At 70.0% G+C, this 21,980-nt stretch carries 14 protein-coding genes; 9 read left to right on the forward strand and 5 right to left on the reverse strand.

Annotated elements, in window-relative coordinates; all coding sequences use genetic code 11:
* Nucleotides 1-23 precede the first annotated feature (23 nt).
* Genes OWR29_RS09050 through fxsT form a run of 3 tightly spaced genes read left to right on the forward strand, consistent with a single transcriptional unit; the run spans nt 24 to nt 7,451 of the window.
* Nucleotides 24-2,162 (forward strand): VMAP-C domain-containing protein, encoded by a 2,139-nt coding sequence (locus OWR29_RS09050; RefSeq protein ID WP_324291230.1) that lies wholly within the window; start codon nt 24-26, stop codon nt 2,160-2,162.
* Nucleotides 2,159-3,175, forward strand: a complete 1,017-nt coding sequence (locus OWR29_RS09055) for an AAA family ATPase (protein ID WP_267562119.1) — start codon at nt 2,159-2,161, stop codon at nt 3,173-3,175. The genes OWR29_RS09050 and OWR29_RS09055 overlap by 4 nt, the downstream gene beginning before the upstream one ends.
* A gap of 4 nt (nt 3,176-3,179) precedes the next feature.
* Nucleotides 3,180-7,451 carry an FxSxx-COOH system tetratricopeptide repeat protein gene (gene fxsT / locus OWR29_RS09060; protein ID WP_267562121.1) on the forward strand — a complete coding sequence of 1,424 codons (4,272 nt, stop codon included), beginning with the start codon at nt 3,180-3,182 and terminating at the stop codon, nt 7,449-7,451.
* A gap of 6 nt (nt 7,452-7,457) precedes the next feature.
* On the opposite strand, the gene OWR29_RS09065 is transcribed toward fxsT, so the two are convergent.
* Both OWR29_RS09065 and OWR29_RS09070 read right to left on the reverse strand, forming a co-directional pair.
* Nucleotides 7,458-9,299: an HEXXH motif domain-containing protein gene (locus tag OWR29_RS09065; protein ID WP_267562122.1), complete on the reverse strand. Its 1,842-nt coding sequence runs from the start codon at nt 9,297-9,299 to the stop codon at nt 7,458-7,460.
* 40 nt (nt 9,300-9,339) lie between these two features.
* A complete protein-coding gene (locus tag OWR29_RS09070) occupies nt 9,340-9,516 on the reverse strand; it encodes a hypothetical protein (protein WP_267562123.1) in 177 nt (58 codons plus the stop codon).
* Between the two features lie 440 nt (nt 9,517-9,956).
* Here OWR29_RS09070 and OWR29_RS09075 point away from each other — a divergent pair, with 440 nt between their 5' ends.
* The 5 genes from OWR29_RS09075 (at nt 9,957) to OWR29_RS09095 (ending at nt 17,164) form a co-directional block, all read left to right on the forward strand.
* The gene (locus tag OWR29_RS09075; RefSeq protein ID WP_267562124.1) at nt 9,957-11,546 is read left to right on the forward strand and encodes an RICIN domain-containing protein; all 1,590 of its coding nucleotides are present in this window, start codon (nt 9,957-9,959) and stop codon (nt 11,544-11,546) included.
* Between the two features lie 28 nt (nt 11,547-11,574).
* On the forward strand, nt 11,575-11,964 hold the full coding sequence (locus OWR29_RS09080; RefSeq protein ID WP_267562125.1) for a DoxX family protein: 390 nt from the start codon (nt 11,575-11,577) through the stop codon (nt 11,962-11,964).
* A gap of 76 nt (nt 11,965-12,040) precedes the next feature.
* On the forward strand, nt 12,041-13,729 hold the full coding sequence (locus OWR29_RS09085; protein ID WP_267562126.1) for a DUF4331 domain-containing protein: 1,689 nt from the start codon (nt 12,041-12,043) through the stop codon (nt 13,727-13,729).
* 1 nt (nt 13,730) lies between these two features.
* The gene (locus OWR29_RS09090; protein ID WP_267562127.1) at nt 13,731-15,029 is read left to right on the forward strand and encodes a tetratricopeptide repeat protein; all 1,299 of its coding nucleotides are present in this window, start codon (nt 13,731-13,733) and stop codon (nt 15,027-15,029) included.
* Nucleotides 15,026-17,164: an urease accessory protein UreH domain-containing protein gene (locus tag OWR29_RS09095; RefSeq protein ID WP_267562128.1), complete on the forward strand. Its 2,139-nt coding sequence runs from the start codon at nt 15,026-15,028 to the stop codon at nt 17,162-17,164. The genes OWR29_RS09090 and OWR29_RS09095 overlap by 4 nt, the downstream gene beginning before the upstream one ends.
* Before the next feature lie 57 nt (nt 17,165-17,221).
* Here OWR29_RS09095 and OWR29_RS09100 read toward each other — a convergent pair whose 3' ends face one another.
* Together OWR29_RS09100 and pepN are read right to left on the reverse strand one after the other, a co-directional pair.
* Nucleotides 17,222-18,085 (reverse strand): sulfotransferase domain-containing protein, encoded by an 864-nt coding sequence (locus OWR29_RS09100; RefSeq protein ID WP_267562595.1) that lies wholly within the window; start codon nt 18,083-18,085, stop codon nt 17,222-17,224.
* A gap of 160 nt (nt 18,086-18,245) precedes the next feature.
* On the reverse strand, nt 18,246-20,657 hold the full coding sequence (gene pepN, locus OWR29_RS09105) for an aminopeptidase N (protein ID WP_267562129.1): 2,412 nt from the start codon (nt 20,655-20,657) through the stop codon (nt 18,246-18,248).
* Between the two features lie 80 nt (nt 20,658-20,737).
* Here pepN and OWR29_RS09110 point away from each other — a divergent pair, with 80 nt between their 5' ends.
* The gene (locus OWR29_RS09110; protein WP_267562130.1) at nt 20,738-21,322 is read left to right on the forward strand and encodes a hypothetical protein; all 585 of its coding nucleotides are present in this window, start codon (nt 20,738-20,740) and stop codon (nt 21,320-21,322) included.
* On the opposite strand, the gene OWR29_RS09115 is transcribed toward OWR29_RS09110, so the two are convergent.
* A complete protein-coding gene (locus OWR29_RS09115) occupies nt 21,284-21,964 on the reverse strand; it encodes a GntR family transcriptional regulator (protein WP_267562132.1) in 681 nt (226 codons plus the stop codon). The genes OWR29_RS09110 and OWR29_RS09115 overlap by 39 nt on opposite strands.
* Nucleotides 21,965-21,980 lie beyond the last annotated feature (16 nt).

A 21,980-nucleotide genomic window follows, 5' to 3' on the forward strand; every position in this document is an offset into this window, starting at 1 on the left:
TCACCGGCGACCGGCCTCGTGAGATGTCAGCACCTCCAGGGGGCCCGGGGCCCGCTCCGGCGGAAAGCGACGCCTGGCCCGACGTGACGATCGGGATCATCGCGGCCCTGGCGATCGAGGGAGCGGCAATGCGCACGCTGATGGCCGGCCCGCGTACGGTTCGCCGGAACGACGATCCGAACGAGTACCGGATCGGCCATCTCGACAGCGCGGAGGCCGGCCGGCCGCATCGGGTCGTGCTCGTGACGCTGGCCGAGGACAACACCCGGAACGCGGCCGCGACCTGCACCGACATGCTGCGCAGCTTCCCGCACATCCGCTGCGTGATCATGGTCGGCATCGCGGGCGGCGTGCCGTCACCGCGGCAGCCCCGGCAGCACGTCCGGCTGGGTGACATCGTGATCGCTCTCGACGGCATCGTCGACTACGGGCACGTACGCCAGGGACCGGACGGCGCCGAGCAGCGCCGGCCGGTCAGCGGCATCTCGATGGACCTCAAGCGCGTGGCCCACCGGATCGAGGAGGATCAGATCCTCGGCCGGTCCCTGGACTGGACACGGTTGCTCACACCACCCGAGGACTATCCGATGGCCGTGTTCGCCCGTCCGTCCGAGGGCAAGGACCAGTTGCATCGGGGCCGGCGGCTGATACCGCACCCGGACAAACACGAGTCCGGTCACCCGGACCACGCGCCCAAGGTCCATTTCGGCGCGGTCGGATCGGCCGATGTGCTGCTGAAAAGCGGTTCGCTGCGCGACGAGCTGGCCGCGCGTCATCGCGTGCTGGCCTTCGAGATGGAGACGGCCGGGGTCGCGGCGGGTGTGGCCAACCGCGGTGTCAACTGGTTCGTCGTGCGGGGCATCGTCGACTACTGCGACGAGTACAAGAACGACGTGTGGCACCAGTACGGCTCCCTGGTCGCGGCGGGCGGTGTGCGAGCCCTGCTGGCCCAGTGCCCGCCGTTCCTCGTCTGGCGGCTCGAACGCGACGGCGCCCGCCATCTGCTGCCGGATCCGGAGATGGACCGGCTGCGCGAATACCTCGACCAGGCTCGGGACGTGGACGGGTTGGTCGCCTGGCAGGCGGCCGTCGGCTCCCTCGTCCCGCCGCCGGACGAGCCGACAACCTTGGCCGCGATGGCGGTGCGGATCTCCGGCCAGAACGCGGGCCCGGACCGCATCCCACCCCTGATCGCCTTCGCCGAGCAGGTCGCCGCCCGGACGTCCAGCCGGCTGGGAGGTCAGTTGCGTGCCTGGATCGACCGGGTCGCGCGGCAGATCCTGCAGATCGGTGAGCACGTCTCGGCGTACCGGCAGACGGTCGAGGAAGCTGTCGCGCGCGAACGCGGCGGCGTCCGGCCGCCGATCCGCCCCTGCCTGCTGATCCAGATCGAGCGCGACGGCATCGAGGGCGGCCGCTGCGAGGTGCGGTACTGGATCCAGCGCCGGCTCCGGCACTGGGATCCGGAACCGAGCGATCCTCAGCAGACGACCTTCCGAGAGCTCGAGCGGGTGCTGCAGCGGGCGATCCGGCATGCCGAGTCGGCCTGGCACGACCTGGACGAGCCGGTCGAGATCGAGCTGCTGCTGCCGGTCGACATGATCAACACGGCCGTCGAGTGGTGGCACACCGAGCTGGGCTCGGCCTCACCGACGCCGCTGTGCCTCGATTACCGCGTCGTCGTCCGCAGCCTCGACCGCATGCGGGAACCGCACCGGCATCGGGTCTGGAATCAGCGCTGGCGTTCGCTCTGGCAGAGCCCGCCCCAGCCGAGGGTTCAGCAGGGCAGGTCCAACGGGGGCAACGAGGAGCTCGGCCCGTGGAACGCCCGCCTGCGGGAGGACATCCACCTCACCACGGTCGTGCTGGGCAGCTCGCCCGACGAGGAAGCGGGACGTCAGGAACTGCAGTCGGCCCTGCGCGCCGGCATCCCGGTCATCCTGTGGGATCACCGGCCCGGGGCGCTGGTGTCCGAGATGGCCGACCTGCTGGGCCAGGTGACCGACGGCCCGCCCGGCGAGCTGATCGACCGGGTGCACGCCCTGCGCCACAACGCGGGTCTGCTCGGCTCGGACGCGCAGATCCGGCACCCCGGCCGGCACCTCGCTGTGCTCTGGGACGACCCGGACCGCAACGTCTACGACATGGGAGCACAGCCATGACGAACGCCGAGCACCCGCCGGGCTGGTGGTTCTACCGGGGCGACGGCATCCCGGCCGACGGCGGCCGGCGGCTCCGCCTGCCCGACCCACCGGCCTGGCGGACCTTCGACGGCAGCCCGGTGCAGGCGGCGCCACCCGAGGACGACGCCGACATCAGCCGTAAGCTCGGCCGTTTCGACACACTGCCGGTCCGCCTGGCCTCCCGGGCCGAGTGCGACATGGTCAATGCGGCTCTCTGGCTGCGCCGTCCGCTGCTGGTGACCGGCAGCCCGGGCACCGGCAAGTCGTCCATCGCCTTCCGGATCGCCCGCGAGTTGCGCCTGGGCCGGGTGCTGGAGTGGTCCATCACCAGCCGGACCACGCTGCGGTCCGGCCTCTACGAGTACGACGCGATCGGCCGGGCCCAGGAGACGCAGGCGGGTCCCGGCGCAACCGCCAAGATCGGTGACTTCGTCCGGCTCGGGCCGCTCGGCACGGCGTTGCTGGCCTACGAGCGCCCGCGCGTGCTGCTCATCGACGAGCTCGACAAGAGCGACATCGACCTGCCCAACGACCTGCTGCACATCCTCGAGAACGGCCACTACACCGTGCCGGAACTGGTGCGGGTGAGCAGCCGGCAACCGGAGACCTCGGTCTACACCGACGATCCGGACCGGATGGCGACGATCCGCGAGGGCCGGGTGCACTGCCGGGCCTTCCCGATCGTGCTCATCACCAGCAACGGGGAGAGGGACTTCCCGCCGGCCTTCCTGCGGCGCTGCCTGCTGCTCAACCTGCCCACCCCGGGCCCGGACGATCTCGCCGCCATGGTCAGGGCCCAGTTGCCGGCGCTCGAGGACGGCCAGCGGCAGCTGATCGACGACTTCCTGGCCCGCCCGGCCGACGACTCGCTGGCCCGCGACCAGCTGCTCAACGCCGTCTACCTGACCGCTTCGGGCGTCTACGAGCAGGACCGTGAGGCCTGGCAGCGGCTGGTCACCGACATCTGGCACTCGCTGTCGCTGGAGCGGTAGGACGATGAGCGGGGCCGGCCCGGAAAGCGCAGCCCTCCACCCGGAGCACTCGCGCCCGGACGCGCACCAGATCCGCGACGCGGTCTGGCTGGCCGCCATGATTCGCGACGGCGGCGGCCCGCCTGTCGAGGCGCCCGAGCCGGAGCGGCACTCGGCGGCCGGATCCGGCCGGGCGTCCACCCCTGAGGCCGGCATCGGCTCGGCCACGACGTCGTACGAGCCGCCGCCGATCAACCGGGATCCGCCGGCCGATGTCGCCGAGGGCCTGGTCCGGCATCCCACCGAGATCCCTGGCTTCCCGCTCGGCGCCCTGCCTTCGGGCCGGCGCATCGCCCGCGCCCTCAACCCCTTCAAACGGCGGGTGCGATCGGTCACCGAGGCCGAGCTCGACGAGGACGCCACGGCCGAGTGGGCGGCCGACACCGGCATCTGGCTCCCGCGGTACCGGCCGGCTCAGGAAAGATGGCTGGGGCTCACGCTGATCGTCGACTCGAGCGCAACCATGGCCGTATGGCGCCCCACCTTGACCGCGCTCCGGTTCATGCTGGAGAGGCACAGCGCCTTCCGGGCCGTACGGACGTTCTCGCTGTCCGCCGACGACGGGGGAGCACCGCGGCTGCACGCTCCCAGCGGTGGCGCGCACAGCCCGGCCGAACTGCTCGATCCCTCCGGCCGGCAGGCCTTCCTGGTGATCACGGACGGGCTCGGCGCCCTTTGGCGGCATCCCTCGCTGGACGCGCTGCTGCGGCTCTGGGGCAGCTGCGGACCACTGACACTGGTCAACCCGTTCCCGCAGCGGCACTGGCGGGACGGCAACCTCGTGCCCCGGCTGTGCCGCCTGAGGTCGCCCCGGCCGGCCGCCTCGACCGGCGAGCTGCTGGTCCGTTATCCCGGCGAGCTGACCAACCTGTTCGACCCGCCCGTGCCGGCCGGGTCGCTCGCGGTGCCGTTGATCGAACTCAGCCCGCGCTGGCTGCGCTGGTGGACCCGGCTGCTGACCGGCCGGCCGGCCTGGGCCGACGCCACCGTGCACGTCGTCGACCCGGGCACCCCGCCGGAACCCGTCGACCTGGGGGACGAGCCCGAACCGGAGGCCGCCGTGCTGGGCTTCCGCCGTACCTCGCCTGGCGCCTTCCGGCTGGCCACGCTGCTGGCCGCGGCTCCGCTGGAGCTGCCCCTGCTGCACCGGCTGCAGCGGATCCTGCTGCCCGGCTCGGAGACCCACCACCTGGCCGAGGTGCTGAACAGCCCGCTCGTCCGCCCGGCCGAACGCGCCGGTTTCGAGTTTCACGACGGCGTACGGGAGGCGCTGCTGGCCTGCGCCAGCCGGGACGACTCGGCCCGAGTTCTGCGCACCATCGCCGTCCACCGGCCGGGCCGCGACGTCGCCGGCACCCGGCTGGCCCAGGTGGTCGAGGCTCCGGACAGCGCGCCGGAACCGCGTGTCACCGACGAAACCGTTGCCCTGTACCGCATCGAGCTCGTGGTGCTCGACGCGATGTCCGGGCCCTACGCCCCACGCGCCCGCCGGCTGCGTGCGGCGATCGACGCTTACGACAGGCAGACCGGAACGCCTGCCGAAGATCCGACAGCCGAGGACCGTGCTCCCCGCACGGACGTGGCGGAAGGCGGTGATCCCGTGCCCGCACAGCCGGAGCCGGAACGCCCGCGGGGTGTTCCGGACGAACCCCCGTTCCCGATGCACGACGAATTCGGGCTGACCAGCAGCCTGCTGCCGGACGAGAGGCCACTCTCGCTGCAGGAGATCGTCGAGGGTCAGAGCCCCGACCAGGCGCCGGAGGTGTGGGGCAACGTGCCGCCGCGCAACCCGGTCTTCACCGGCCGGCGCGCGCTGCTCGAACAGCTGGAGACCAGGCTGCGTACGCAGAACGTGGCCGCCGTGCTGCCGCAGGCCCTGCACGGTGAAGGCGGTGTCGGCAAGTCGCAGATCGCCATCGAGTACGCCTACCGGCACCGCAACGAGTACGACGTCATCTGGTGGGTGCCCTCGGAGCGGCCGGCGCAGATCCTGGCATCGCTGATCGAGCTGGGCGACCGGCTCGACCTCGAGGTGGGCAACGAGGTGATCTCCGCCGTGCCCAAGGTCCGAGACGCGTTGCGCGCTGGAACACCGTACGGCAACTGGCTCCTGGTCTTCGACAACGCGGAGAACCCGGAGACGGTGCGCGGCTACTTCCCGGAGGAAGGCACCGGCAAGGTCCTGATCACCTCCCGCAACCAGGAGTGGAGTGTGATTGCGGAATCGCTCGAGGTGGACGTCTTCACCCGGGCCGAGAGTGTCCGGCTGCTGCAACGCCGTAACCCCGGCCTGCCCCAGCCGGAGGCGGACCGGCTCGCGGGCGCGCTCGGCGACCTGCCGCTGGCGATCGAACACGCGTCGGCCTGGCTGCACGCGACCGACATGGCGGTCGGCGACTACCTCGACTTGATCCGCGAGAAGCAGAGCCAGCTGACCGACCTCGATCTGGCGCCCGGCTATGAGATACCGGTCGCGGCGGCGGCCAACGTGGCGCTCGACCGGCTGGCCGTGGAGAACCCGGCGGCGTTGCAACTGCTGCAGGTGTGTTCGTTCTTCGCGCCGGAACCGATCAGCCGCGACCTGTTCGAGGGCGTGCGGGCGGCGATGGGGGCGCCGGAACTGGACGAGGCGCTCAAGAATCCCAGCCGGCTCAACCAAGCCATCCGCGACATTCAGAAGTACGTGCTTGCCCGCGTTGACCACCGCGGCAACAGCCTGCAGCTGCACCGGCTGGTCCAGAAGGTGTTGCAGGACAGCATTCCGGCCGAGCGGCGGGCCCTGATGGAACACGGCGCCCACCTCCTGCTGACCGGCGTCAAGCTCGGCGATCCGGCGGATTCCGAGCAGTGGCTGCGGTACCAGGCACTTGCCTCGCACTTGATCAACTCTCGCTCCTGGGCGTGCGAGGACGACTGGGCCCGCGATGTCGTGAGCAGCCTCGTCAAGTTCTACTTCTACTGGGGCGACTACGGGACCGGGCGCGACCTGGCTCAGGAGGTGCTTGAGGACTGGCGGACCCGGCTGGGCACCGACCATCGGCAGACCCTGTCCACCGCCAAACTGCTCGGCTACTACTGGTGGGTGCTGGGCGAGTTCGAGTCGGCGGCCGATATCCAGCGCGAGACCTTGCAGCTCTACCAGAGCACGGCCGGCGCCGAGGACGAGGACACGATCGACGCCATGGGCATGGTCGCGTCGACCCTGCGTGTCTCGGGCCGGTTCACCGCGGCCCGCGACCTCGACCTGCGGGCATTCCGGACGGCGCGGCAGAGCCTGGGTGAGGACGACCCGGCCACCTTGCGCGCGGCTCACAACCTGAGCGTCAGCCTGCGGCTCACCGGGGAGTTCCGGGTCGCGCGGCAACTCGACGCGGACACTTACCGCCGGCGGATCGCGGCGCTCGGCCACGACCATCCCGAGACGCTGCGCACCTTGAACAACCTCACCATCGACGAGCGGGAGTGCGGCGAGTACATCCGCTCCCGCCGGATGGTTGAGGAGAACTACAACCGGTACGCGCGGCTCTTCGGCGTGGCGCACCAGGAAACGATCCGGATCGCCCGCAACCTCGCCGTGGCGCGACGCCGGGCCGGTGATCACGAGGGCGCGTACAAGCTGGCCGAGGACACGATGAACCGGTTCCGCGAGCGGTTCGGCCCGACGCAGCCCGACACGATCGCCGCTGCCCTCAACTTCGCGGTCGACCTGCGAGAGTCGGACGATCTGCCACGCGCGAGGGAGCTGGCCGAGCAGACCGCGGCGGACTACCGCGAGACGTTGGGCGCTGATCACCCGTACACCCTCTATGCCCGCACCAATCTCGCCATCGTGCTGCGACTGCTCGGCCGCACCACCGAATCGGAGGAACACAACCGGGCCGCCTGGAACGGCCTGCAGCGCATGCTCGGCGACCGGCACATTTTGACGCTGACCTGCGGCATCAACCTAGCCAGCGACCTCGCCGAGCAGGGCCGCCACGACGAGGCCTACGAGCTCGACGCGGCGATTCTCGGCCTGTGCCGCGAGCTCATCGGCCGGGAGCACCCGTCGACGCTGGCGTGTGCGCTCAACGTCTCGTTCGATTTGAAGGCGCTCGGTCGTGCGATCGAAGGCGCGGCGCTGTTCGACGAGACCGTGGACGCCTACGCCCGGGTGCTCGGCGCCGACCACGCGGCCATCATCGCCGCCCGCGCCGGAGCGCGGGCCAACTGCGACGTCGACCCGATGCAGTTCTGAGCCGCGCTACTTGCCCACGACCGGCGCGAGCCACCGTGCGACCTCGATCGGCGTGGATGCGTGGCGGGCACCGGGCGCGGCGTAGACGGCTCGGACCAGGTCGGGCCGCAGGCTCAGCGCGGCCGCGGCGGCGTGCTCGCCGGCGTCGGCCAGGCTGATGGCCAGGCCGGCCCAGGCGCGGGCCTCGTCGTCGGTGATCGGGATTGTCCCGGCCGGACCGATCCGGCTCAGCTCGCCGGCGAACGCATCGCGGGCGGCCGGGCCGTCCTGAGCCAGCAGAGCGTTCTCGCCGGCCGCCACTGCGTCGGCGCCGCCGGTGCGGTTCGCGGCCGCGGCGACGGCCTGGCGGCGAGCGACCGCGGGAATGCGCTGCCGCCATCGCAGCTGGGGATGCGGATCGATCACGGCCGAGCTCACCGCTTCCGCAGCGGGGGGCTGCTGTCGTTCCAGCAGTCCGGCCAGGGTGGTCACCTCTTCGGCGCGCGGCCGGAAATGACGCAGGCGCCAACCCGTCCGGTGGCTGTCCGCGGTGATCTGGGCGAGCCGCTCCAACTGCGGCCCGGCTGCCTCGACCGGTTCGGCGAGCCATTCGCCGACCTGATCGCGCAGGCCTTCCAGGAGGTGCCGGCCGGTCTCGGTCAGACCCGTGGCCGCGAGGCCGATATGGACGGACTCGGCGGTCTGCTTCAGGGCGTACAGGTATTCGAAGGCGGCGACGTCCCGTTCCTGGCCGTCCACCTTCTGCAGCCTGATGCGCCAGAAACGGGCGATGCCGAAGAACGCGTAGATTCCCTGAATGAGACCGCTGAGCGGCCGGGGGTCATCGCGCCACGGAGCATAATAGAGCGATCCGTCGTCGGGCTCGGTCAGCTGGATCAAATGCAGCAGCGCACCCAATTTTATGTGCTGATACTCGTGGATCAGCGAAACGGCCATGATGGTCGCGTCCGGCGGTTCGGAAACCATGACACCGCCGAAGGCCTCACCGTTGGAGGCGCTACGGGTGTCCCAGCCGGGCAGGTGTTTGAGCGGAACAATGGAAGCGACCCCGTCGGCCATCGCGTCGGCGTCGTCCGGGTAGTCGCGGCACAGCAATGCCCACGCGTCCTCGATGAGGCCGCGCCAACGGGCGAACTCGTCCCCATCGAGGCGTGCCGGCCGAACTGGGTCACCGAGGTCACGGAGCGGGTCCAAGTCATCGACCCACACGGACAGCCGCGGCTCACGGCCGGCGGTGACGCGGCGTAGCGCCCACCACGTGGCCTCGTCGGACAGCTGATCAGAATCGGTATCGTCAGACGGAACGACCAGGGTGCGCCGGCCGAGGTGAAACGTGAACCCGCCGTCGTTGGTGCTCGCCTCCACCGTGGCGTCCGCGTCCGCCTTCGGGAAGCGTGCCAGCCCGAAGGTGTGAACCATGAGGTCACCCTCGCGGAGCGGCAACCGCGCCGACCACGGCAATCCGGCGCGGGCGGCCGCCGCGAGACCCAGCGCGTGGACGACGCCGAGGTCGACGAAGAGCGGCGCGTCGCTATGGGCGCCACCCCGCAACCGGCGAAGAGCGTAGGCGCAGGAGCTCCCGACGCCCGGGTCGAGCAGGAGTGAGCGGACGGCCTCCGGCGCAGCCCGTTGCGCCTCGGTCAGGATCGCGAGTACGGCCGCGATCGGTTCCAGCGGACCGAGGCCGCCGTGGCGGGCGTCGATCTCGTTAAGCAGGGTGCTGATCAGCAGCAAACGCCTGCTTTCCTCCGTCGCCCAAAGGTCGCGGGTGATGGCCGCCGTTCCCTCGCCCCTCGCCAGGACGGCGAAGGACTCCGCGGAGAGGCGGTGCCGGGTGACCGGGTTCATCGAGTGGGTTTCCTCCAGCGCGCGTCGATGTGGATCTAGGTCAGTCGGCGCGTCCGGGGGGCCCTGTTCCGATGTTGAGGCGGGGTCGTTCGACCTGGCTGATAAGGATCCGGCGATACGGCTCGAGGGCGTCTTGAAGCGCCCGCTGACACAACTGGTCGAGGGTGGTGCCGCGCAGATCGGCGAGATCTGTTTCGATCGCCGTGGTCTTGTCCAAGGCTTCCTACCGGTATGAAAAGCGAACGACGGGACCTAACACAATGAAACGCACAGCGAAACCCTGATCGTAAAGGGTCAGAGTGGCAAGCGCGCAAAAACTGCCCGTTGGCATCGCCAGGACGGGCGGGGAGCACGTTACCCCCGCTCGGCGCGTTTGTCGCGAGCCGTGCGTGTGGAAAAACCAAGTTCCTGCGGTCGGGGTCCTCGCGGAGTGTCGATAGGGAGGAGCGCGACATCTCCCACCGCATACGTCGTAGTAATCACTTTCGGACACGATCGCCGTGTCGCAGAGGTCTTGAGCGGCGTCCAACACGCGCTCACCATAGTCGTAAGCCTATAGTCATGGGTACCCCGTTGGAGGGCTAATTGTTGACACCGGCTGGGAGCGGTCCCACACTCATGGACACCTGTCAATGTGAACGATAACAAAGGATGATCATGCCACGACGACGATGGATCGCGGCGCTCGGTGTGTTCGCGCTCGCGGCGACCGGCGCGCTCGTCGGTTGGGCCCCGGCCGAGGCGGCCACGGTCAACACCTCCGCCTGGTACGTGCTGGTCAACCGCAACAGCGGCAAGGCGATGGACGTCTACAACCTGGCCACCAACGCCGGCGCGGGCATCGCCCAGTTCACCCGCAACGACGGGAACTGGCAGCAGTGGCAGTTCGTCGACGCCGGCAGCGGCTACTACAAGATCAAGAGCCGGCACAGCGGCCTGGTGCTGGAGCTGCCCAACGCCACCGACGGCACGCAGCTCATCCAGAACACCGACAACGGCACGACCCGGCAGCAGTTCACGCTCAAGGACTCGGCCGGCGGCTACGTGCGCCTGCTGAACCGGCACAGCGGCAAGGCCCTGGACGTCTGGGAATGGTCCACGGCGGACGGCGGCATCGTCTCGCAGTTCGCCGACGCCGACGGGGCGAATCAGCAATGGCAGATGGTTCAGGTGGGCAGCGGAAGCAGCAGCGGCTGCGGTTCGGGCGCCTTCCAGTCGGAAGTCACCGTCAGCGGCAGCACGTGGACCGCGCGCAATGCTTCCGGCGCGAGTGTCTACAGCGGCACCGATTTCCGGGCGGCCGTGCAGGCCGGCATCGGCAGTCTCGCTTCCGGTCGTACGTCAATTCAGCGCGTTGTCGTGCGGGGCAACGGATCCATGAGCGCCGGCTCGCGCATCTCGCTCGCGTCGTACACATCGCTCTCGGTTTGCGGCACCATCAACGTGACCGGATCGGGCAGTGGTGACTACGCGCCCATCTATGCCCGCGGCGTCAGCAACATCGAGGTGCCTTATCTCAATGTGACCGGCGCGCCGATCTACGGCATCTTCATGCGCAACGTCAGCAACGTGTGGCTGGGCCAGATCGACATGCGTCTGAGCGGCGGCCTCGGCGTGCGCATCGACAACCGCGGCAACACCGCCGAATGGACCCGGAACGTCAAAATCGACAACGTGTACGTGTCCGGGGCGTCGTCCCATGCGGTCGAGACGTACGGGGTGGACGGCATCACCATCGGCACGGTGACCGCCCGCAATGTCGGCGAATCGGGGCTGTTGCTCAACCAGACCATCAACGCCACCGTCGGCACTGTCGACGCCGACAACGCGGGCGCCGGAACGGGTTACGCCGCCTTCCGCATGGCCAACCGCAACGGCCGGATCGGCGACGCGTACCCGAACAACATCCGCGTCGGAACGGTGAAGGCCCGCGGCGGCGGCCGGGGCATTTTCTGCGTCTCGGAAAGCGGCGGCGCCACCATCGACCGCGTCGACATCGCCAACACGGGCAACAATGCCGTACTGGTCGAGAATTGCTACAACGTCGTCATCGCCGGCGTCTCGGGCACGATCAGCGGCGGGGGAGAGGTCCGCATCGCCGCCCGCAGCGAGTTCCCGCCCTCGTCGGGCATCCGGTTCCAGAACCTGACGGTTGCGAACACGAACATCACCTGGAGCCCGTGCCAGGGCAGCAACAACACCATCAGCAACGTGACGCGCACCAATTCGACGCTCACCTGGTGTTGATCGGCTCCGAGCGGGGAACGTGCCCGGGATGAGCCGATGGACACGAGCACTCGGGCAGGCGGCCCTCGGCGGTGTGCTGATCACCGCCGGGGCCGGCCATCTGACCACCAAGCGCCGGGAATTCCAGGCCCAGGTCCCGTCCTGGTTCCCGGCCGACCCGGACAAGGTGGTCGTCGTCAGCGGCGTCGCCGAACTGGCCCTGGGCGCCGCTCTGCTGGCCACGTGGCGACAGCCGGCCCGCTCGCGGCTGGGCCAGTTCGCGGCGGCCTTCTTCGTGGGCGTCTTCCCCGGCAACATCGCCCAGTTCGTCGAACGCAAGGACGGCTTCGGCCTCGACACCGACACCAAACGCGCCGTCCGCCTGCTCGGCCAGCCCGCCCTCGTGGCGTGGGCGCTGGCCGCCACTCGCCGGCGCTGAATGTGCCAAACCTGAAGTCGCACCCAACCACGAGCTGAGCCGGTGCGAAGTCCTCCCGACAGAGGGGGAGGACCCAATGATCCGCAAACCTGTAGCGGCGGCGGCCGGGGCGGCGGTGCTCGTCGTGGCGCTGACCGGGCTCGGACCGGCGACCTCGGTCGCCTCGAGCCACCGGGAAGCGCCGCTGATCGCCAGCGATCCGGCCGCCGACAACACCGACCTGTACGCGTTCGTCAGCCCGGAACGGCCGGGCTACGTCACGATGATCGCCAACTGGATCCCGTTCGAGGAACCCGACGGCGGCCCCAACTTCTATCCGTTCGCGACCGACGCGGCGTACCGGATCAACGTGGACAACGACGGCGACGCCAAGCCCGACGCGGTGTTCCGGTGGACGTTCAAGAACATCGACCAGCGCGGCAACAACACGTTCCTCTACAACAACGGGCCGGTCACCTCGCTCGACGACGAGAATCTGCTGTTCCGGCAGACGTACACGCTCGAGTCGTCCTTCGGCGGGCAGCCGTTCAAGACCCGGATCAGCGACGCCCCGGTGGCGCCGTCCCGGATCGGCGCGGCCTCCATGCCCGACTACCAGAAGCTGCGCGACCAGGCCACGGTCCAGCTCGACGGCGGCTGGAAGCTGTTCGCCGGGCAGGCCGACGACCCCTTCTTCCTCGATCTGCGGGTCTTCGACCTGCTGTACGGCGGGGACCTGAGCGAGACCGGGCAGGACACCCTGGCCGGCTACAACGTGAACAGCATCGCCCTGCAGGTGCCGTTCAAAGATGTGGCGCTGGGCGGCAACGCGAAGCGCAACCCGAACATCGGCATCTGGACGACGACCGAGCGCAACCGTTCCCGCGTGTCCGACGGGCCCAGCCGGGGTGACCGGGTGCAGGTCTCGCGGCTGGGCAACCCGCTGGTCAACGAGGTCGTGGTGCCAGCCGGGCTGAAGGACGCGTTCAACTCGATCTCACCCGACAAGGACGCCGGCATCCCGGCCGTGGTCAAGCGGGTCACCGATCCCGAGCTGCCGAAACTCATCGAGAAGATCTACAACGTGAAGGCGCCGGCCACGCCGCGCAACGACCTCGTGGAGATCTTCCTGACCGGCATCACCACCAAGGCCGGCGGGCCGATCAAGGCCGACCTGAACTCGCAGCTGAACAACATGGACGTCGACGCGAGCCGGTTCCGGCCGTCGGAGATGCTGCGGCTCAACCTGTCGGTGCCGGTGAGCGACGAGCCCGAACGGCTCGGGGTGCTCGCGGGTGACCTGCAGGGCTTCCCGAACGGGCGCCGGCTGACCGACGACGCCGTGGACATCGCGGTGCAGGCGGTCGAGGGCGCGGCGCAGAGCGGCAAGCTGGTCGACGCGCTGGCCGCGGGCGACAAGGTGGACAGCAACGACAACGCCTTCGGCGATTCCTTCCCGTACGTCGCACTGCCCAACCAGGGGGCGGTGAACGCGGATCGGGCCGCACCGGCCGCCGCCGGAAGCTCGTCGTCTTCGTCTTCGCCCGGTTCGGCCGGGGACGGCAGCTCGTCTTCGTCGGGCGCCGCTGCCGGGGCGGCCGACGCGCCCGACGCCCCTGACCTCGCGCCGGCGTCCGCGCAGAGCGGGCTGAGCAACGGGTCCGCGGTCATCTTCGGGGTCGGGGGCGTGGGCGCCCTGCTCGTCATGCTCACCGTCTGGTGGCTGATGAAACGACGCCGGCGGGCCCCGATGACGTCCAGCAACGAACCCACGATCAGGTTCTGACATGTTCCGTCCGACAAGGGCTGCCCTGACCGTCTCGGTCGCCGCGCTCGCCCTGCTCACTGTCGGCGCCGTGTTCGGGCTGCGCGAGCCTGCGCAGCCCGGACCGCGGGCCGTGTCGGTGCTGCCGGTCGATCAGCGCGCCAAGGCCATCGAGCGCGCCCAGCAGCGCCTGCGCACGCTTCCCGGTGATTACCGCACGTGGGCTGAGCTTGGTTCGGCGTACGTGGAACAGGCCCGCATCACCGCCGACCCCAGCCGATACCCGCTGGCCGAGGCGGCGCTGCGGCGCTCACTGGCCGTCAAAGGGAATCCCGACGCGCTGACCGGACTGGGCGCGCTGGCCAACGCCCGCCACGATTTCGCCGCCGCCAAGGCTTTCGCGCAGCAGGCGCTTCGCGCGAATGCTTTCGACGCGTACGCCTACGGTGTGCTCGCCGACGCCGAGACTCAGCTCGGAAACGCGCAGTCGGCGACCACAGCCGTGCAGAACATGCTCGATCTGCGACCCGGCTTGGCCGCGTACGCGCGCGGTTCGTACGACCTCGAGCAACGCGGCCGCCTGGCGGAGGCGGAAAGCATGATGCGGCGCGCCCTGACCGCCGCGACCGACCCGGCCGACATCGCCTTCTGCCGCAACCAGTTAGGCGATCTGGCCTGGTTCCGCGGCAATGTGGCGGAGGCGTCGGCCCAGTACGCCGCCGGCCTCGCCATCGACCCGGCCTACCAGCCGTTGTTGCGCGGTCGTGCACGAATAGCCGCCGCCAACGCTCAATTCGACGCCGCGGTCACCGACGCCGCTGCCGTGGCCACGCGCACCCCCACCCCTGAAACCCTGATGGAGTACGCCGAATACCTGCGCTTGGCCGGCCGCCCCGCGGAAGCCACCCACCAGCTCACCCTGGCCGAAGCCGCCCACAAACTCTTCGAAGCCAACGGCGGCCGCGACGACCTGACCGCCGCCCAACTGGCCCTGGCCCGCGGCCAAGTCCCCGAAGCCGTAGCCGCAGCCCAATCCGAGTGGCGCCGCCGCCCCTTCGCCGAGGTGGCCGACATCCTGGCCCACACCCTGCACAAAGCCGGCCGCGATGCCGAAGCGCTCACCTTCGCGCAAAAGGCCGTCACGCAGAACCCGGACAACGCCGCGTACGCCTTCCACCTGGCCCAGATCCACCTGGCCCTGGGCCACCGCCCCGAGGCCCGCGCCCTGCTGACGAAGGTCCGCGCGCTGAACCCGCACTTCTCCGCCACCGACGCTCCCATCGCCGCCCAAGCCCTGACCGAGTTGGAGGCCCAGCCGTGAAGAGCTTGCTCGTGGTGGCCGGAATGGTGGGCGTCGGATTCGCCGTCCTACCCGCTGGTGCGGCCGCCGCCCACCCGCTCGGGAACTTCTCGGTCAACCGATCCGCCACGCTGACCGTGCACCCCGACCGGATAGACGCGCTCGCCATAGCCGACCTGGCCGAGTTGCCAACTTTGCAGGACGAGCCGGCTTCCTGCGAGGAGGCGGCGGCCGCGCTCACCGTGACCGTCAACGACGCGGCCGTGCGCTGGACGATCGGCGACACATCCCTGACCTATCCCGCAGGTGCAGGCGGTCTGAAGACCAGCCGCCTCGAATGCCGCTTGTCCGCGTCGGCGTCCTTGACTGCTCCCGCGCGCATCGACGCCGCCAACCGCTTCCGCGACGACCGAATCGGCTGGCGCGAGCTGGTCGCCGTCGGTTCCGGCGTACGCCTGCAGAACTCGCCGCTACCGACACAGAGCCCAACCAACAACTTGCGCTCATACCCGTCCGACCCCCTCGTTTCCCCGTCGGACGTGCGTTCAGCAACCTTGACCACAGTTCCCGATTCCGCCGCGTCCTCGACATCACGAGACCAGGCGTCAGCACCCCCGTCCGCGACGTCGCCGGGCCCTGCGGCGCAAGGCTCATCTCAGGCAGCGGAATCGCCGGGTCACGTCTCGAGCAGCTCCTTCGCACAGTCGTCCGGTTTGCTGGGCGGCTTCGAGCAGCGGCTGGACGATCTGGTCGGCGGCACCGAGCTCACTCCGCTGGTCGGCCTGCTGGCCGTTCTGCTGTCCCTCGTGCTCGGCGCCGCGCACGCCGCGCTACCCGGCCACGGCAAGACGGTCATGGCCGCCTACCTGGCCGGCAGCCAAGGCCGTCCTCGAGACGCAGTCTTAGTCGGCGCGACCGTAACTTTCACGCACACAGCCGGAGTGATCGCCCTCGGCCTCATATTGACAGCAGTCTCCGGCGTGGCCGGCGAAACAGTGCTCGGCTACCTAGGCCTGGCCAGCGGAACCTTAGTAACCACAGTGGGCGTAGGCGCTCTCGTCCCAGCACTCAGCCGCCGAACCACCACCCACCTGACGCCACCCGACTCAAACGTGCACGCTCATGCAGAAAGCGACACTCAAACCGACGCCCCCGCGCACCTCGACGACGTCCCTGCGCGCGTTCCTGCAGCAAGCGATGGCGTGGGTGGTGAGCGGTCGGTCGAGGGCGGCGTATCCGTGCATGCTCGCGCAGAAAGCGACAGTCGGAGCGAGCATCCTGCGCAGGGCGGCGGGACCACTGTGCTCGTTCATGCAATAAGCGACGGCCTGAATGGTGTGCGGTCGGTTGAGGACGGCCTATCCGTGCACGCTCGTGCAGAAAGCGACAGTGAAAACGACGACCCCGCGCATCTCGTCGACGGTTCTGTACATGTTCGTGTAGGGAGCGACGGCTCGGCTGGTGTGTGGTCGGTTGAGGACTGCGCGTTCGTGCATGCTCGTGCAGAAAGCGACGGTCGGAACGACCATCTTGCGCACGGCAACTGGGTTGCTGTGCACGTTCGTGCAGTAAGCGATGTCCAGGACGGCGTGCGGTCGCTGGAGAGTGGCGCTTCGGTGCTCGGCTGGGTCGGTGCGCACGACCACGCACCAGGTCAGGACGAAGCGCACGGTCGTGGGCAGACGTCAGGTCATGACCACGCCCACGGCCACGATGAATCGCGTGCTCGCAGGCGTGCAATCGGTCGCAGGCGGAGTCACCACCACGCTCACGGGCATGGCGAGACGCATGGGCACGGCCATGTCCACGGGCACGGGCACGGGCATACGCACGCTCACGGTGCTGGGCGTTGGGGGCTCGCCGGGCTCGGGGTCGCCGGTGGGCTTGTGCCCAGTCCGTCGGCGTTGATTGTGTTGCTGGGGGCGGCTGCGCTGGGGCGGACGGTGTTCGGGGTCCTGCTTGTGATCGCCTATGGATTTGGCATGGCGGCCACGTTGACTGCGGCCGGTTTGTTGCTTGTGCGGCTGCGGCACCGCATCGATGGGCGGTGGCGGTGGGTGGCTCGCTGGCAGGCTGTTGCGCCGTCGGCTACGGCCGCGCTCATCATCCTTGTGGGGGTGGGCCTGGCCGGCCGTGCGTTGGCCGGCGTCGCGTGAACTTTTCGGCCGTGCGGGGGCGGGCGCGACCGCACGGATGCGTTCGGCGAGGGCGGCTTACTTCTGCTGGTAGGTGGGGTAGCCGGCCCGCTCGACCAGGTTGCCTGTGGCCTTGAGGAAAGCCTCGTAGATGTCGTCGTCGAAGTGGTTTTGCCAGTCGCCTGGTTGGCCCTTGCGGTAGTGGGAGACCTTGGCCGTGCCCTGGCGTTCGTTCATTTTGGTGAAACTGTATTTTTCCAGGGTTTGCGCCAGTTCGGCCGGTGGCAGGATGATGCCGCAGTGGCGTAGCAGGGCTTCCATCTCCTCCGCCTGCTTGTCGCCGGTCAGGTCTTCGTAGCGGACCAGGCGCACCTCGTCCGTGGCGGGCGCGTCGATCCAGGAGCGCAGCACGTTGAAGCGGCCCTTCTTGGCCAGGTCGTCGATCAACCAGAGCATGCCCTCTTTGCGGGGCTTCTCGACCAGCACGCGGCGCTGCTCGAGGACGTCGCCCATGGGGCCGTGGGAGTTGCGCGTCGAGAAATAGCTGGAGACGAGCATGTCGCGGGGGTCGCGCATCACGAAGAAGGCGCGGTATTTCTCTGGTTTCGGCATTTTGTCGAAGCGGGCGCGGGGGATGAACATCGACAGGCCGATGCGCCGGCGGGGGACGACCTGGGGGTGCTTCCAGTTGTAGAAGCGCGGGTCGTACGTGAGCAGGCCGCTGTGGCGATAGATCACCGGGTCGCTGAACACTGCCTTGATCCACTGGCTGGCGGTCTTGCGGATGGCGCAGTGGTAGACGTTTTCGATTTCGCTGCGTGTGGCCACGGGCACGGTGAGTCGCAGCCGGGCGTTGTACGCCTCGAGCTGGGTGCGGCGTGCCAGGACGCGCACCGATTCCGGCGCGTTCTGCTTGGCGTACATGACAGCGTTGTTGAACATCGTCGAGCCCGTGTCCTTTGCGTACGAAATCGCGGGAGACGCTTGTGGAAAAGCGCGCAAGAAATTGATCTTGCGCGCTTTCGTGTCCACGGACTTTACAACAATTTCGATCAAGTTGGTGAGATTGGGGCCTGAGAGTCTGCTGAGTGTGCGAGAAGGGTCAGCCGCGAGCTCGCAGCATCCGGCGGAGTTCGTCGGCGTACTCGAGAACGGTCTGCCGAACCACCGGCGCCACCTCGGCCGCCGCCTTCTCGGCCCGGGACGGGAAATCCTCGGTGGTGCCGAAGCGGGGCAGCAGCCGGCCGGCGAACACCATGGACGGGATCATGCCGCCCCGCTCGAAGGTCGGCAGCAGGTTCAGGTATTTCTCGCCGTACGGGGCCAGGATCGCGTCCTGGCCGGGGCGCCAGAAGGCCCGGGCCACCTGACCCATCGAGCCCACCCCGACCGCCCGGTCGACGGCCAGCGTCTGCCAGATCGCCGCCTTCTCGCCGGCGTCCGGACGGGCCGCCCGCACTGCCAGGGCACGGAACGTCGCATCCGGGTCGGGGTCGCGTTCCAGCAGGTCACGGACGTCGGCGTCGGTGTCGCCGCCCAGCTCGGCCGCGCGCAGCAGGCAGCGCCAGGCCAGGTCGACGTCGTCGTCGGCCGCGCGCACCCGGCCCACCGCGTCCAGGTCGGCCGCCGTACGGGCCATGCCCCGCAAAGCCACCTGACGGCGGCCCGGCTTGTCGGCCAGCCCGGCGCACGTCTCGAAGACCTGGGCCATCAGCTCGCCCCGGCTGTCGTCGCCCGACCAGAACTCGGCGGCGTCCCCGGCCAGGCGCAGGTACGGCTCGATCACCGTGTCCGCCGTCTCGACCGCCAGCACGGACGTCACACACCGCACCGCCTCGGCCGGGGTCGCCTCGCCGTTGGTCAGCATGTCCCACACCGTGGCCACCGCGACGCCGCGGGACACCGGCGTGGGCAGCAGGCCGGCCTCGCCGATCAGCGTGGCCCGGTCGGCGGCCGCCGGGCGTGTCGTGGCGAAGGTCAGGTCGTCGTCGTTGACCAGGTGGAAATCGGCCCCCGCGGGCAGCGGCACGACCGTCTCGGGCCCCTGCACGTCGACCAGTTCCAGGGCGGTGCGGGTGAAACCCTCAGGTCCTTTCGCGTACGCCCCGATGCCGACCACCTGTGGCCGCGGCGGCCCGCTCGGACCGGTTCCGCGCAGCACCCCGCCCTCCAGCACGAGCCGGTCGACCCCGGCCGTCTCGAGCCAGCCGGCCCGCCAGGCGTTCAGGTCGCGGCCGGAGCCCTCGGCCAGGGCGTCGATCAGATCCTGCAGGGTGGTGCTGCCCCACGCGTGCCGGGCGAAGTAGCGCTTCATCCCGGCGACGAAGTGCTCCTCACCGACGTACGTCATCAATTGGTGCAGGACGGCGGCGCCCTTGGGATAGGTGATCGCGTCGAAGATGGACGCGGCCTCGGCGACGTCGGGCACCGGCTGGCGGATCGGGTGCGACACCGGCCCCTGGTCGGCCAGGTACGCCGTGAGCTTGTCCGAGGCGAGCAGCCCGACCCAGGCGTCGGTGTAGCGGGTGGCGTGCACGGCCGCCCAGTAGCAGGCGAACTCGGCGAACGCCTCGTTCAGCCACAGGTCGTCCCACCAGCGCATGGTCACCAGGTTGCCGAACCACATGTGCGACATCTCGTGCAGCAGCACGACGGCGAACACCTCGCGCTCGGCCGGCGTCGGCTCGGAACGCCGCAGGAACGTGTCCTCCCAGGTGACGCAGCCCCAGTTCTCCATGGCGCCGCCGAAGTCGGGCACGAACACCTGGTCGTACTTGCGCTGCGGGAAGGGCAGCCCGAAGACCTCGCCGAAGAAGGCCAGGCCCTGCTCGGTGACCGTGAACAGCTCGTCGGCGTCGCGGTCGAGCATGGGGGCCAGCGAGCGGCGGCAGAACAGGCCCAGGTCGTGACCGCCGGCCTCGCGCCGCACCTCGTGCAGGGGACCCGCGTTGACGACGGTGTTGTACGTGGCCAGGGCCGGCGTGTCGGGGAAGACCCAGCGCCGTGCGCCGCCGAGGTCCTCGATCGCCGGGTCGCCGCTGTTGCTGGTCACCAGCCAGGCGGCCGGCGCGGTGACGCTGAACGCGTGCGGCGCCTTGAAGTCGGGCTGGTCGAAGCAGGCGAACAGGAAGCGGGCCTCGTCGGGGGCGAAGGTCGTCCAGACGTAGACCTCGCCGTCGGCCGGGTCGACCGACTTGTGCACGGCGGGACCGTCGGTGGTGTCGGCCTGCACGGACTCGACCCGCAGCACGTTGCTGGCGGCCAGTTCGGGCAGGTGGATGCGGCCGTCGACGGGCGCGGGCAGGGGTTCGCCGTTGAGGGTGGCCGAGATGACCGGGGCCACGCAGTCGGCGAACGTGGAGGCCCCGGGGTCGCGGCAGGTGAACGTCACGGCCGACACGCAGACCACGCTGGAGCCGGTGGGCAGGTCGGTGAAGTCGATCGATATGTCGTAGCGCTCGACGGTGATCAGCGCCGCCCGTTGCTCGGCCTCGACCTGGGTCAGACTCCTCATGCCGACGATCGTAGGACTTCGTTTACCGATGCGCGTCCCGGTTAAAGCGGACAGAGACGATCATCGACGGAAGGAACCGGATGACTGTGGTGGTACTGGTCGTGCTCTCGCTCGGCGGACTCGGTCTGCTGGGGGTGGTCGCCCATCGTCAGCACGAGCGGGCGGCGGACCTGCCCCCGGTGCTCCCGGAACCGATCGAGGACCTCACCCAGCAGGCGTCCGAGGTCGGCGCGGCGGCCGAGCGGGCCCGGCGGGCGGCCGACGAGGCCCGGGCGCGGGTCGACACCGCGGAGGAGCGGCGGGACGAGGCCGAGTACCGGTATCGCGAGGCGCAGTACGGGCCGGGGCCGGACGAGCCGCGCAAGCTGGTGGAGCGGGCGGCGCTCGAGGCGTACCGGCGCGGCGATCTCACCGCGGCCCAGCTCGACGCGATCTGGCGGCACGTGCCCGGCGAGACCACGACCGGCGCCCCCGAAGAGGTCGTGCGGACGGCGAAGCAGCGGTACGAGCATGCGGCGGCCGAGGCGGCGCGGGTGCGCCAGCAGGCGTACGTGGCCGGGGTGGCCGCCGAGGTGCTGGCCGAGGAGGAGCGGGTGGCCGAGGGGGAACTGCTCGCGGCGCAGCGCTCAACCGGCGCCGGTCTGCCCGGCCTGTTCGCGCCCTGATCCTCGGCGGCGCCGCTCGACGGCCCAGACGCCCAGCTCGTCGAGGGCTCTGAGCCGGCGGTCGGCGTCCTCGGTGAGATGCCGGATGGTCAGCGCGCGGGCGGCCTCGGTGTCCCGGGCGGCGAACGCGGCCAGCAGCTCCTTGTGCGCGCGGCGCAGGCCGTCGCGGTCCGGCGGCTCGGCCGGCGGGGGCGCGCTGCGGGTCGCCGGGTGCAGGAACCAGTGCAGCTTGCGGGAATCGGCCTGGCGGTTCACCAGACGGTGGAATTCGTGCTCGCGCTGCTCGATCTCGGCCGGTCGCCGCGCGCGGCCCAGGGCCCGGTCGGCGGCGACCAGCTCGTCGAGGCCGGCCGCGGTGATGCGGGCGGCGACCCGGGCGGCCATCTCGCCCGCGATGCCGGCCTGGATCTGGAACAGGTCGCCGACGTCCTGCCGGGACAGCGGGGCCACGACATAGCCCCGGTTCGGCTCCAGCTCGACCATGTCCTCGCCGCGAAGAACCAACAGCGCTTCCCGTACGGGTGTGATGCTGAGGCCGAGGCGGCCCGCCACCTCTTCCAGCCGTACGCGCGTGCCGGGCCGCAGCTCACCCGCCATGATGCGCCCGCGCAGCTCGGCGGCCACCTCTTCCACCGCTCCCACGAGGACCGACCGTATC

It is taken from the genome of Paractinoplanes pyxinae (assembly GCF_026626335.1).
Lineage (GTDB): Bacteria > Actinomycetota > Actinomycetes > Mycobacteriales > Micromonosporaceae > Actinoplanes > Actinoplanes pyxinae.

Excerpts from the sequence above, each read along its gene's own strand:
- pepN (WP_267562129.1), bottom strand. The coding sequence starts at position 20,657 with ATGAGGAGTCTGACCCAGGTCGAGGCCGAGCAACGGGCGGCGCTGATC.
- OWR29_RS09065 (WP_267562122.1), bottom strand. The coding sequence starts at position 9,299 with ATGAACCCGGTCACCCGGCACCGCCTCTCCGCGGAGTCCTTCGCCGTC.
- fxsT (WP_267562121.1), top strand. The coding sequence starts at position 3,180 with ATGAGCGGGGCCGGCCCGGAAAGCGCAGCCCTCCACCCGGAGCACTCG.
- OWR29_RS09080 (WP_267562125.1), top strand. The coding sequence starts at position 11,575 with ATGAGCCGATGGACACGAGCACTCGGGCAGGCGGCCCTCGGCGGTGTG.
- OWR29_RS09075 (WP_267562124.1), top strand. The coding sequence starts at position 9,957 with ATGCCACGACGACGATGGATCGCGGCGCTCGGTGTGTTCGCGCTCGCG.
- OWR29_RS09085 (WP_267562126.1), top strand. The coding sequence starts at position 12,041 with ATGATCCGCAAACCTGTAGCGGCGGCGGCCGGGGCGGCGGTGCTCGTC.
- OWR29_RS09100 (WP_267562595.1), bottom strand. The coding sequence starts at position 18,085 with ATGTTCAACAACGCTGTCATGTACGCCAAGCAGAACGCGCCGGAATCG.
- OWR29_RS09055 (WP_267562119.1), top strand. The coding sequence starts at position 2,159 with ATGACGAACGCCGAGCACCCGCCGGGCTGGTGGTTCTACCGGGGCGAC.
- OWR29_RS09050 (WP_324291230.1), top strand. The coding sequence starts at position 24 with ATGTCAGCACCTCCAGGGGGCCCGGGGCCCGCTCCGGCGGAAAGCGAC.
- OWR29_RS09110 (WP_267562130.1), top strand. The coding sequence starts at position 20,738 with ATGACTGTGGTGGTACTGGTCGTGCTCTCGCTCGGCGGACTCGGTCTG.
- OWR29_RS09090 (WP_267562127.1), top strand. The coding sequence starts at position 13,731 with ATGTTCCGTCCGACAAGGGCTGCCCTGACCGTCTCGGTCGCCGCGCTC.